The following is a 12501-nucleotide window of genomic DNA, read 5'->3' on the forward strand; positions in this document are numbered from 1 at the left end:
AGGTCGGCGGTATCTAGTATTCGGCCTCGCCCACGTAGCTTGCCAGCGCCGGGATCGCCGCGTCGTAGGAGACTTCGAGCTGGTCCAGGCAATCCTGGCAACGGTCCACCCTGCGGCTGATGATGGAGCGCACCAGGCGGAACTGCATCACCATGGCTTCGGAAGCGAGCTTCTGGCATGCACCCGCGATGCTGTCGGGCATCGGCTGGCCATGCTGGGCCAGCCAGCGCAGGTACTGCGCCAGCAGTTCGAAGTTGGCGCCGAGCTGGCGCAGCACGCTGAAGGCGTAGGGATGGAAGACCTGCTCGCCGCCCGCCATGAGCGCTTCCTGGTGCGCGGGAAACGCCGTGCGGAAGGCGGTGATGGGGTTTTGCCGCGGGCGCCGCGCGAGATGCTTGCGCAGCAGCGCGAGCGAGGCGCGTACCAGCATCGCCCCTTCCAGCGCCGGGAAACGGCGGCGCACCACCTCGGCATAGGGGAACAGCAGGTTCACGTCGTCGACCAGGCCGGGCAGGCGGCGGAACAGCCCGCCGTAGTCCTCGCCGCTGGCCACGTGGTAGCCCTCGTTGTGGTAGTAGCCCACCGACTGCGCGTCGGGCATCATCACGTCGATGCCGATGGTGGTCTTGGTGTGCTCGCGGCGGTACGAGGTGGCGCGGTTGTCGGGCAGGTAGAATCCGTCCACCTCGAGCAGCACCACGTGCCCGCGGCAGGTCTGCGCGGCCACGCGCGCTTCCATCGATTCATACAGCGACAGCTCCTGCACCACCACGCCGTACAGGCGCTCGAGATCGTCGTGCGGGTATTTGAAGAAGGTGAACTGGTCGCCCTCGAAATCCTGCGCCACTGTGAAGCCGAGCGCTGCCACGGGGTCGAGCCCCCAGCCGTGCAGCAGCTCGATCCACAGGTCCACATAGCAGTTGGTCTGCGGCCAGACCGGGTTGCCATTGTGCAAGGCGTGCGACACGTGCGTGCCGCGCTCCAGGGTATGGGGGTCGACCAGCATCACAGCCCTCCCAGCGTGGCGCGTACGTCCTTGGGCCAGTGCCCCACGTCAAAGCCGTGGTGGCGCAGCAGCGCCAGCGTCAGGCGCTCGATGCCGAAGCCGACGCAGCCGGTGTGGGCCGGCTCTCCATCGGCGGTGCGCAGTTCCCAGACCTGGCCGAAATGATCCATGTGATAGTTGAAGCTCATGCAGGCGGTCGGCGGGGCGCCGTCGTTGATGGGAACCAGCAGCTCGAACTTGAGCTTCAGCTCGCGCTGGCTGTCGGCCACGATCTTGCCGCCGCGGCCGAAGAACGGGTCATTGGCGACCTCCACCTCGTGCGGCAGCTTCAGCATGCCCGCGAGCTGCTGGCCGCGCTCCATCCACAACTGGCGGAACGCGATGATCTGCGCGGCATTGCCCAGGCGCACGTACTCGCGCTGGCGGAACATCTGCATGCGCGCCGGATCGATCGACGGCTCGTGGCGGAAGCAGTACGACAGCACGTCGACCACCAGTCCCTGCGGCGGCATCGGGCCGCGCCGGGCCACCGCGGGGTAGATCGGATAGCAGGCCGCGGGCGTCAGCACCACGCGCGTGGGACGTTGTTCGTCGGCCCATTCTTCGCCGTCTTCGAGCCGCGCCAGCAGGCGGTGATGATCGCGGTCGTTGCCGCAGAAGCTGTGCACGGTGCCGGCCAGTTGCGGGAAGCTCTTGAGGTAGTCGCTGGCCTCGAAGTCCTTGCGCGACATCGCCGGCGGAAAGCGCATCACTTCGGCGCGCTGGTCCGCGCCAAGCGCGGTGACAGCCACGTTCAGGCCATCGGCGATCGCCTCGAACACGGCGCTGCGGCCATACACGCCATCGACGCCGCCGGGAATCAGCAGGCCGGCTTCGATCAGCGCCTGCTGGTAGCGCCGCTGCCCGACCAGGGGATCGCCATAGGGTGGCGCAGCCGCGGCAGCGGGCTCGAAGGGCGCCGTGCTGGCGTTGTCCGCGCTAATGTTGGCATCCATATCGTGCTCCTCAGCTCGAACGCTCCGCCAGCAGCAGGCTGGCGGTGTTGGTCAGGATCCGGTCGTTGTTGATCATCAGCGGCGCTGACCAGAGATCGCGCAGATGGCGCCCGAGGCTGTAGGGGGTACCGTGCTTGTAGCCTGCCATGCCGCAAATCAACATCGCCTGCTGGACCGCCTCGATGCCCAGCGCGGAGACGCTGGTCTTGAGGCCGTTCATCTCGGCGGCCAGGGAGAACAGCGCCGATACCGACAGGCCGGCATGGCGCTGGCGCTGGTGGGTCAGCGCGAGTTCGAGCCGGCCTTCCATCATCTGCACCATCGCCACCGCATCCGCCACGCGCGTGGCCGACGGCGGCAGCGAGCCGGGACGCGCGCGCGCCTGGCCCTGGAAGAAACTCTTGGCGCGGTGCACGGCGTCGCCCGCGATGCCCGTCCACAGCGCCGCCCACAGGATGTGCGAAACCGGCGTCATGGTGCCGTCGGCGATCTCACCGAAGGCGACCGGCAGGATCTGCTCGCACGCGCCCCGCGCCTCCAGGCGAAAGCCGTTGCTGCAGGTGCCGCGCATGCCCAGCGTGTCCCAGGTGCTGAGGGACTCCAGCGTGAAATCGGGCTTCAGCAGGCACACCATGACCTGGTCGGACGGCGAGGCATCGGCATGCCGGCGCGCGGTGGCCAGGATGGCGTCGGCGTGCGCACCGTAGGAGATCGTCGGCGCCATCTTGAGCAGATGGAAGCGATCGTGCTCCACGTTGACCGCGCAGCCGCTGTTGCGCAGCGCGCCGCCGATGGCCTCTTCGGAGGTGGCGGAGGCCAGCAGCAGCTGTTCGCCGGAGATGCGGTCGAGCAATTGCTCATGCCAGGGGCTGCCGCTGCCATGCTCGACGATGCAGGCGACCTGGATCTGGTGCATGGCGTAGATCATCCCGGCCGACGAGCAGGCCGCGCCGAGCACGCGGCAGATCGCCGCGATGGTGTCCAGCGAAGCGCCCGCGCCACCGTGCTCGGCCGGCACCAGGGCGCTGAGCAGGCGGTGCTGGCGCAGCACGGCGAACGCCTGGTGCGGGAAGGCGGCGTCGCGGTCCACCTGGTCGGCATGCTGCGCCGCCTCGGCGGCAGCCAGTGCCGCGCCGGCCATCAGCTCGGCGGTGCCGGTGTGGGCCGACATCGGGCGCGCCAGCTCCACGCTGGCCAGCGGGGGGCTCATGCTGCCTCCTGCTGCTGTCTGAGTTGCTCGGCCGCGGCCGCCAGCGAATTCACGCTGCGGAAGAGTTGACGGGTGAGCATCGCATCCGGGATCTCGATATTGAACGCATTCTCGATGGCCAGCATCACATGGACGGTTGCCAGCGACGAGAGGCCGGCTTCGTAGAGGTCCGCCTGGTCATCGAGTGCTTCGACCGATACGTCCAGCCGCGCCACGTCGGCGAGGATTTGTCGAATGGTTGCCTTCATCTCTGTACTCCTCGGTGAGGATGATCGGGTGCCACCATTGGGCCGCAGGCGCCATGCGGCTTCGGTGCGTTGGCCCACCAACTTCGCGCCGCCGCAGCCGGGCAGCAACACCCGGCGCCCACGTGCTCAGTACGCCGCGTGCCCCGTCCAGCCATGCAGGGCGGTGCGCAGGATGATCTGCAGGTCGAGCCGGAACGACCAGTTGCGGATATAGAAGATGTCGAACTCGATGCGCTTGCGCATCTTCTCCACGGTGTCGGTCTGGCCGCGCAGGCCGTTGATCTGCGCCCAGCCGGTGATGCCGGGCTTCACGCGATGGCGCAACATGTAGCGGTCGATGATTTCCTTGTAGATCTCGTTATGCTCGATGGCATGCGGGCGCGGGCCCACCACCGACATCTCGCCGTGCAGCACGTTGAAGAACTGCGGCAGCTCGTCCAGGCTGGTGCGGCGCAGGAAGGCGCCCAGGCGCGTGACGCGCGGATCGCCCGGCACGGCCTGGGGCACGCCGCTGTCCTGGTGCATCACCATGGTGCGGAACTTGTAGACGTGGAAGGGCTTGCCATCCATGCCGAGGCGCGCCTGGCGGAACAACACCGGCCCCGGCGATGAGGCCTTGACCAGCACCGCGATCAGCAGCAGCAGGGGCGACAGCCCGACCAGCGCGGCCAGCGAGAAGACGCGGTCGAAGCTGGCCTTGAGCAGGCCCGTGATGCCCGACTGCGGCGGGCTGTTGAGATCGATCACCGGCAGGCCGAGGAAGTCGCTGAACCGATGTCCCAGCAGTTCGACCGCCATGATGTCGGGCACCCAGCGGATGTCGATGAGGTCGTTGCGGAAATGGGAAACCACGTCGTAGAGATCGCGGCAGGCGGCCATCGGCAGCGTCAGCCAGATCTCGCGCACGCCGTTGTTGCGCACGAAGGTGCAGACTTCCTGCAGCGATTCGAGCCGCGTGACGCCGGCAGGCACCGGTTGCATGCCTTCGTCGTAGATGCCGGCCACGTTGTAGCCGGCGCCGCGGTTGTTGCGCACGCGCTGGTACATCTCATGCCCGAGCGAGCCATAGCCGAGGATCACCACGCGCTTGGCGTTGATGCCGAGTTCGCGCACGCTGCCCAGCATGCGGTAGAGCATCACGCGCGAGAGCAGCAGCATCACGGCCACGCTCAGCAGCCAGCCCATCGACCACAGCCGCGACAGCGCAGCCGACTGGTGCATCAGATACGCGGTGACCAGGCCCAGCATGCAGACCGCACCCCACGCCGCCAGCGTGCGCAGCGCCAGCGCCACGTGGTTGCGGCCGCGCCAGGAGTTGTACAGGCCGCAGGCGGGGAACACCAGCAGCGTGCTCACCGAGCACAGAACAGTGATAAAGCCGTGCACGGGCGCGGCGCCGCGCAGGCCTTGCGGGAACAGCAACTCGCCCACCGCCATGCCGCAGGCGGCGACGATGCCGGCGTCGGTAAAGCGATAGAGGATCTGCAGGGCAGCCTGGCGCTCGCCCACAAAGGCGCGGATCGCGGACATGATTCGCCTCCATCCGGCAAGCCGGACTAGTCATGCAAATCATGGTTGTGCCGCGGCGACGGCGAGGTCTGTTAGCTGGCGCACACACAGCGCGCCCCCGGCGCTCAGGACGCCACGCGCGGCTCCGGCACGCAGACCAGCACCGCGGCGCTCTCGGGCTGGCCGGCCCATTCGCGCCACTGTCCGCGCTGGAATGGCTTGTCGCGACCGGCCAGGCGCGCGGCAATCACTTCGAGCCAGTGGTGGGTGGGCGCCGCCACGCCGGCGACCGGCACGCCGAGCATCACTGCCATCAGGAGCGCGGCCGCCAGCGCGGGGGCGGAGCGCCGCGGGCGCACGCTCCACAGGATGAAGGACAGGCTCACGGCAAAGCCGATGGCGAGTCCGCTGGCGACTTCGGAATCGGAATGCGCCTCGAGCTTCAGGCGCGACACGCCCACGAGCAGCGCCAGCAGGATGCCAAAGCAGGATGCGACGAGTGCAAGGCGGGGATAGCGTGCCGACACCACCAGGTACAGCAGCACCGGCAGCACCGAGGCCGCCATCATGCTATGCCCGGAGAAGCCGGTGAAATTCAGCGCTTCGCAGCCGATGCCCCAGCCCATGAATGCCAGCTTCGAAGCCAGCACGAGCGCTGCCCCGAGGCCGAATGCCAGCAGCCAGCGGCGGGCGCTGGCGTAGGCCCCGGCATAAAGCAGCCAGACCGTGATCAGCACCGCGCAGGGCAGCAGCAGGGAGGTTTCGCCAAAGCGTGAGATGAAATGCCAGTGCATCGAGGTGGCCGTCGTCAGGTATCGGAACGCGAGAAAAGTATCACAGTTGTGGGGCAGCCCCGTCTACGGCGGCCCCTGCCGCCCTCATCCTTGCCCGTTCCGGGCAGCGATTCCTGCCCTGCCTCATCCCAGCCAGAAGCATGAAACGGCCAGGGTGGTCCATGGCGCGGCGCCCTGTGCGTCGCGCCGCGGCGAAGCGCGCATTGGGCTGGCGGGTTTCGGCGCGCCGCGGCGGCGTGCGCATTTGCCAAGTGGCAGATGCTGCTTATGGTCGATACAGCTGCCGCCAGGCTTTCGCTATCGTCGGAGAGTGGTCTGCCCGAGCGGAATCGCGCAGGCCACTTAGAGTCCGCATGGTCCCCCGGTCGGCGGACTCTTTTTTTTGCTTGGTGCCGGCGCGCCGGGCATATCGTGCTGGCCACCGGGCGCAAGGCAAAAGAAAAAGCCACGGCGTGCCGCCTGTACCGGCCGGCTCGACCGTGGCCCTAAAGTTCTGGCGCAGCACGCGCTGCGGCCGAACTACGCGTGCGCGCATGCCGCACCGACAGGCATGCGCACCGGATCGCTCCGGTCCCCCGAACACGCGCTCGTCGCTCCCTCCGTTATTTCGGTCCGCGCCGATCCTGCCTGCCGCGCGCCCCGCAAGGGCGCATCGCGCAGGACACCGCCCGAGGGCGGCGGCGGCTCAGTTGTCCGCCGGAACCTGTAGAGGCTCACCTAACGGCTCGCCCGCTACCATCACGCAGTATTCATGGCGGGCGAGCAGCCCGGCTCGCACGGCCGCCACCTGCCTGCGCGCTTCCTGCTCGCCGGCAAAGGTTGCCGCGGCGATTGCCGCGGCCTCGCAGGCATAGCGCCGGCCGTGCAGCTCGCCGCGGTACAGCAGCGGCTCGTCGCGCCCGGTGGTCAGTCTGATCTCGTAGCAGCATGCCCACTTGCCCCGGCCTTCCGGCACGGCAAAGCCACGCACGACCAGGATATCCAGCCCGTTTTCCATATGACCCCCTCTGCAGTGCGCGTCGGCCGGATTGACATTGGCTGTCTCGGCTTCGTTGTGCGCGCGTCTCCAGCATAGGAGGCCGGGCCTGCTGGCGCATCATCCCCTTGCCGTAGACCCACCTGAACCGATGGGGGAAGAAGGCTGCTGCAGGGCGAAAGCCCGGCGCGGGAAGCACTGGCCGCCGGCGCGCACCAGCGCCACGGCGGCTCGGGTCTGCTCGGGCGAGGCAGGCACCGCCAGGCATCCGCTGGCGCCGAGGTGCGCCGCGTGGCCGGCCAGGATGGCGTCAGGCGCCTCGCACATGACCAGCCAGCGCCGCGGCGCCAGCCGGGTGCTGAGCGCTTCGAGCAGTTCGAAGGGATCGGCGTCCGTGCCGCTGCAATCGAGCAGTGCAAAATCGATGGGGCCGCGCGGCAAGTCCGCGGGTGCCGCCTCCAGCAGCCATTCGGGGGTCTGGGACAGGACCGGGGCGATCGCTGACAGCTCGCGAAGCTGACGCAGCACGCCCCGGCGCAGCATCATGTTGTGGGCAAGCAGAAGCRTTGTCATCGGCGCGGGTGACAGCGGGTTGGCAGGATCCGCGCGCCGGGACCGGCTGGCCGCGCGAAGGCACTTGTTGGCGTTGCTGCAGATCAGGGTAGCAAGTACGACAATACGCCGCCTCGTGCTTTCGGATGAGGCAGCGTACTGAAGAAGATGGAGCCGCTAACGCAATCGGCCGCCCGGGCCCACCATGGGCTCCGGGGCGGGACAATCCCTCATGCAGCCTGGCAGATGCTGATCAGTTCGACCGACTGCGGGCCCACACCGCGCAAGGTGGTGGCGGCCGGTGCCGGACCGGGCCAGCTCAGCTTGGCGCCGCGCTGGAGTGCCACGTAAACCGCCTCACCCTTGTTACGCACCTGGAGCCGCTGGTACAAGGTGCAGGCATGGGTCTTGGCGGTCGCCACCGAGATATTCAGCAGCCGGCTGACGGTCTTGATGGGATATCCGCGCGCCAGCAGCGCCAGCACTTCATATTGGCGCTCGGTGATATTGAGCAGGTGCGAGCCGGCCGAGGGCGTCTCCGGTTCGGACTCGGCGGGGCCGGCATGCTGCGTCGGCCGTGCCGGGTACGGGTGGCCGTCGTCCGTCAGCGGCGCGCCGCCAAACCGGTGCACGGTATTCGGGGTCGGGGCCGCCTGCGCGGTGCCCCAGTGTGCGGCGTGCTCGCTGGCGCGGGCGGCCTGGGCACGGGCAGGGAAGCATTCGCCGTCCGCGAGCACGAGCCGGATGGCCGCGTCGAGCATATCGGCGCTGCATGCCTTGGACAGCAGGCCGCGCACGTTGCCGGGGATCTCGCCGGCATGGGGCGGGGCGCAGACCTCGTCCGCCAGCACCAGCACGCGGCGCGGCATCAGCGACCTGCAGGCTTGTTCCAGCTCCTGCCAATGCGTGGCCGGATCCGCGGACAAGCCGTAGATCATCAGGTCTGCGTGGCACAGCCATTCGGCCGGATAGGGCAAGGATCCTGGGTCGATATCGACCAGATCGCCGTGGAGTCCCGCTTGCGTCAGCAAATGGCGCAGACCCAGGCGCAGGAGTGGATGAGGCTCGATCAAGAGGATGGTGGCCATGGCCGCTCTCTTTCTTATTGCTGCATGGCGAGTCCCGCGACAACCCGCGCATGCTGTTGGAAAAGCCCACTATGCTGTGGTTGCATTTCCATACGATCCGGCTTGACTCCCGGTCGCCGCCGCTGCCCCCGTCCGGGTTTCGCTGCGCGCCTGACCATCCCTTGGAATCGTGTCGAACCGCCCCGTTTTGCGTTGTTCTTACGCTTTCGTTGCTTCTTCGATGCCTCTTAAAACAGAGTTAAAAAATACTAACTCTGGTCTGAGCATATGCACTGCAACACGCGATTGCAAGTGAGGGTTACACGGGTCCGCACTACGGGTCGAGGTCACGGCGACTGTCGAATCGGAGAACGTTTACGCGCTTCCATTGCGGTTTTCGGGATATTCCGCGTTATAATTATCGGCATTACATTTCACTATGCATTTGCCTCCGGATGCATTTAGTGGCTGTTTAAGTGCCTTATGAATCAACACCTTAGCATCACAATCGGGCCGTGCGATGCAGCCCGCTAAAACACCCAGTCTGACACTCACACGCAGCCAGTTTGCCGCGGTACGCGCCTACGTCCAGGGCATGCCTGCGGCGATGGTGGCCGATCGCTATCTATCCGACGACGCCGATGACGATCCCGGCGGGGAGTCCGCGCTGCGCGTATTGCTGGGCTTGCGCGACCGGATGGTGCAGCTCGCCCACCTGCATAGCAGGCCGGATCTGGCCGAATTGCTGGAAATGGGTCCAGGACGCTCCAATCGCGGCATGGACCGCCGCGTGGAGGCGCTGGCCGAGCTCGAGCGCCTGGGTACGGCGCGCCCGCGCGCCGACCATGGCATCGAGCTGTGGTTTTCTCCTGCGCTGGCGCGGCGGCTGCGCGCCCAGAAAATATCCAACCTGCATATCCTGGTCGAACTTGCCAACCGGCATGGCAACGCATGGTGGCGCTCCGTGCCGCGCATTGGCTCGCTTGCCGGTGGGGCCATCAATCGCTGGCTGGCGGAGCACAGGGATATCGTCCGGGACGAGCATGGTGCGCCGCTGCTGCGCGAACACGTGGGCGCGCGCGGCCGCCTGGGCGAGGCCGTGCTGGCACCGGGCCTGCGGCAGCTCGTGCCATTCGAACTGATGCGGTGTCCAGAGATAACGCCCGGCGCATCAAGTGACGCAAAGGCATCTTTTCCGGAAGATCTGTCCGCGGTGAGAGCTTGGCTCGCGGCAAATGAAGCGCAGCAGAGTACCTGGCTGGCATATCGGAAGGAAGCCGAGCGTCTCCTGCTCTGGTCGGTCACGGAGCGCCGCAAGACGCTGGCTATGCTGGATGGCCAGGACAGGCTCGATTACCTTGCCTTCTTGCGCAAGCCTGTGCCCGAGCGCCTCTGGGTGGGTCCGCGCGCGCCGAGGGATTCGGTCGCATGGCGGCCGTTTACCGGCCCGCTATCGGATAGCAGTGTTCTGCATGCCTCGCGCATCCTGGGCGCGTTGTTCGAATGGCTGCAACTGCAGGGCCATGTGGCATCGCATGTCTGGCAAGCGGAAACACAGGCGCAATTGCGGTTGCCGCGCGCCGCCCGGCGACCGCCGGGAACACAGTTCGATCGGGATTCGCTGGCACGCTTCCTCGCATGGCTGACAACGCAGGGGCAGGCCGAGGATGGCCGGCGCTATCGAGCCGCCGAGGCTGCCGTGCGCGTATTGCAGGCGTTGCCGATCGGATTCTCCGATCTGGCCGAATTCAAACGCGAGCAGCTTGGTACGCTTGGAGAGTCCGACGGAGATTTTGCGCAGGAGGGTCTGGACGATCCGGCCCGCGCGGCGCTGGCACGACACTGGCAAGACCGGGGGCTGGACTGGGAGGGCCAGGCCGGGCGACCCGTGGCCCTGGTCGGGCCGCCACGCTTGCCGCCTACCGGGCGCGCACAGCGCAAGGCCGATAGCTCGCCGGGCGCCGGATACTCGGTGCGCGGACTGCATGCGCTGCTGAGCCAGGCGATCGAGCGTTATCGGGCGGAGGTGGATGGGGAATTCGCGGCGCGCTCGCCGCGCGATCTTGCCGGACGGAGGACGCGGATGCGGCCCCAACCTTCTGGTGAAGCTACCGCGCCTGAGTGAGTGAATGCGGTGGGCGGCGCCGCACGGGACGCCGCGTCCTGGCTTGCAAGGCGGACGGCCAGGCTGAGCGCGCGTTGCTGGCCGCCGTGGTTCGTGTTGTCAGCCCGCCTTCTTGTCGAGGCCGAAACGTACCTTGAGTGCATCGACAAGGGCTTCGCGCGTCGCGCTGTCGCCGACCTGCACGTCGAGCATCACGCGGCCGGAATCCCACTCCTTTATGGTGCCCAGTAACTGGCCGCCGTCGCTGCGAATCTTGTATTGGCGGCTGATCTCCTTGACCTTGCGCGACTTGCCTTCCTGGGCATGCTTGCGGATGGCCTCGACTTCCCGGCTCGACAAGCCCTCCACCATGATGCGCGCGGCGAGGTCACGGGTCCGGTCCTCGCCAACGATCTTGCAGTAGAGCGTCAGTTCGTAGCCGGTGGCGATGCCGATGGCAGCGGGCCGTTCACGCATGACGCCCAGCACGGATTCCGGCAGGCGCAGCAGTGCCAGTGTCTTGTTGACGGTGCCCGCGGACATACCCGTCAATTCACATATATCTTCCTCTTTCTGGACTTTCCCTTCATCCAGCAGCTGGCGCCAGGCGATGGCGTTATCCAGCGCCGACTGGTCGGAGCGCTGCTCGTTGAGCAGAAAGGAAAGGCGGTAGAAGTCGAGATCGCTGAGGTCGCTCTCGATGAAGCATTCCATCTCGAGCTTGCCCGCCGAGGCCAGCGCGCGTTTGCGGTAGTGTCCATCGACCAGGATGTAATGCCCCGGGCGCGCCGGATCGGGCGTGGCCAGGCCTGGCGTTTTCTGCCCGTGCGTGGCGATGGATGCCGCCCGCTCCTGGACCACGACCGGGTCGTAGATACGACGGGCATTAAACGGATTGTCGTGGAGTTGCGCCAGCGGGACCTTCATCAGGATGCGTCCGCCCTCCTCCTCCGGCTCACTTTCAGCGCTGAAAATCGGGCTCGGTTCGCGCGAGCGTGCCTGGAGCAATCCGTTCGGGTGCTGGGAAATCGCGGCTTCGGCGCGCGCAAAGCGGTCGAGGGCATCGCCGCGTGTTTTCTCGGCAGCCATCCCCGCCAGCATGCCCGCCTTCAGGCTCTTCAGTTTTGTAGCCATTCTTATTGCTCAATCAAAGACAATACCTCGTCGACCATCATGTCGACTTCCTGCACCGACTCGCGTGCTCCAACCACACCATGCACCGTGCAGCCAATCGCCTGACATTCGCGGAATGCCGAGCGCGAGCCGATCATTGCATTCATCAGCGGAACCTCCGCGTCATCGCCGAGGATCTCGATCGCCTGCCGCGCAATCGAGACGCGCCGCTGCACCATGTTTGCCATTACCCGAATCCGCAGGGTTTCGTTCTGTACCTGCGCGTGCTGGGCCAGCGTCTTGGCGGCCACTGCCGCCCAGAGGTCCGGCGGGGAGGGCACTACGGGAATGATGGCCAGATCCGAAATCAGCAAGGCACTCGACGGCGCGGCCGAATGCACCGCCGGCGGGCAATCCACCACGATGTAGTCATAGTCCTGGACGAACTTGCGGACCTCCCTGTGCATTGCGCCCCCCGAAGGCGCCAGACCGATCACTGAAGCGGGAAAAGGACGTTCATCGCTGGCCTGTGCCGCCCAGCGCGTCGCGGTGCCCTGCTCGTCCATATCCACGAGCATGGAGCGTGCACCGCGCAGGCCAAGCGTGCCGGCGAGATGCATGCTGACCGTGGTCTTTCCGCACCCGCCCTTTTGATTGAAGACCGTGATGATTTTAGCTGGCACTTGCGACCTCTCTTTCAGCGCTGAAAGCGCACGATTATCTCTAGGCGCAACTTTAGTCAAAGTGACGTGCGGGCTCAACTGTTTTTTGATTTTATATTTTTTACATAAAATTAGCGAAAACATTTCGTGTTATGGAAATGAAAGATTTTCGCTTGAAATGCGGCATGGAATCCGCCTACAGTAGGCATAGTGCGTCTTTCGCCGCACATGACACAACTAGACAAACTGGTTATGATGCCCGCTA

The 12501-nt window shown here is 66.4% G+C and carries 12 protein-coding genes; 1 reads left to right on the top strand and 11 read right to left on the bottom strand.

The window, feature by feature from the left end:
- Window positions 1-13: 13 nt before the first annotated feature.
- The 9 genes from AC1DK4_RS23440 to AC1DK4_RS23480 form a co-directional block, all read right to left on the bottom strand.
- Window positions 14-1006, bottom strand: a complete 993-nt coding sequence (locus tag AC1DK4_RS23440) for a DUF1839 family protein (RefSeq protein WP_441611783.1) — start codon at window positions 1004-1006, stop codon at window positions 14-16.
- Window positions 1006-2001, bottom strand: a complete 996-nt coding sequence (locus AC1DK4_RS23445; RefSeq protein WP_441611784.1) for an amino acid--[acyl-carrier-protein] ligase — start codon at window positions 1999-2001, stop codon at window positions 1006-1008. Before AC1DK4_RS23445 ends, AC1DK4_RS23440 begins: the two co-directional genes overlap by 1 nt.
- A 10-nt stretch (window positions 2002-2011) precedes the next feature.
- On the bottom strand, window positions 2012-3211 hold the full coding sequence (locus tag AC1DK4_RS23450) for an acyl-CoA dehydrogenase family protein (protein WP_441611785.1): 1200 nt from the start codon (window positions 3209-3211) through the stop codon (window positions 2012-2014).
- Entirely contained in the window at window positions 3208-3459 is a 252-nt protein-coding gene (locus tag AC1DK4_RS23455) for an acyl carrier protein (RefSeq protein WP_420997529.1), read from the bottom strand. The genes AC1DK4_RS23450 and AC1DK4_RS23455 overlap by 4 nt, the downstream gene beginning before the upstream one ends.
- Before the next feature lie 126 nt (window positions 3460-3585).
- Entirely contained in the window at window positions 3586-4989 is a 1404-nt protein-coding gene (locus tag AC1DK4_RS23460; RefSeq protein ID WP_441611786.1) for an undecaprenyl-phosphate glucose phosphotransferase, read from the bottom strand.
- 104 nt (window positions 4990-5093) lie between these two features.
- Window positions 5094-5762: a phosphatase PAP2 family protein gene (locus AC1DK4_RS23465; RefSeq protein ID WP_441611787.1), complete on the bottom strand. Its 669-nt coding sequence runs from the start codon at window positions 5760-5762 to the stop codon at window positions 5094-5096.
- A 685-nt stretch (window positions 5763-6447) separates the two neighbouring features.
- Window positions 6448-6759, bottom strand: a complete 312-nt coding sequence (locus AC1DK4_RS23470; RefSeq protein WP_441611788.1) for a hypothetical protein — start codon at window positions 6757-6759, stop codon at window positions 6448-6450.
- A gap of 99 nt (window positions 6760-6858) precedes the next feature.
- Window positions 6859-7311, bottom strand: coding sequence for a DNA-binding response regulator (locus tag AC1DK4_RS23475; RefSeq protein ID WP_477131809.1), 453 nt, complete (start codon window positions 7309-7311; stop codon window positions 6859-6861).
- A 209-nt stretch (window positions 7312-7520) separates the two neighbouring features.
- Entirely contained in the window at window positions 7521-8378 is an 858-nt protein-coding gene (locus AC1DK4_RS23480; protein WP_441611790.1) for a helix-turn-helix transcriptional regulator, read from the bottom strand.
- 499 nt (window positions 8379-8877) lie between these two features.
- Here AC1DK4_RS23480 and AC1DK4_RS23485 point away from each other — a divergent pair, with 499 nt between their 5' ends.
- On the top strand, window positions 8878-10482 hold the full coding sequence (locus tag AC1DK4_RS23485) for a phage integrase family protein (protein WP_441611791.1): 1605 nt from the start codon (window positions 8878-8880) through the stop codon (window positions 10480-10482).
- A 99-nt stretch (window positions 10483-10581) separates the two neighbouring features.
- Here AC1DK4_RS23485 and AC1DK4_RS23490 read toward each other — a convergent pair whose 3' ends face one another.
- Both AC1DK4_RS23490 and AC1DK4_RS23495 read right to left on the bottom strand, forming a co-directional pair.
- On the bottom strand, window positions 10582-11595 hold the full coding sequence (locus AC1DK4_RS23490) for a ParB/RepB/Spo0J family partition protein (protein ID WP_441611792.1): 1014 nt from the start codon (window positions 11593-11595) through the stop codon (window positions 10582-10584).
- A gap of 2 nt (window positions 11596-11597) precedes the next feature.
- The gene (locus AC1DK4_RS23495) at window positions 11598-12257 is read right to left on the bottom strand and encodes an AAA family ATPase (RefSeq protein ID WP_441612254.1); all 660 of its coding nucleotides are present in this window, start codon (window positions 12255-12257) and stop codon (window positions 11598-11600) included.
- Between the last annotated feature and the right edge of the window lie 244 nt (window positions 12258-12501).

Source organism: Cupriavidus sp. 05N38 (assembly GCF_056397345.1).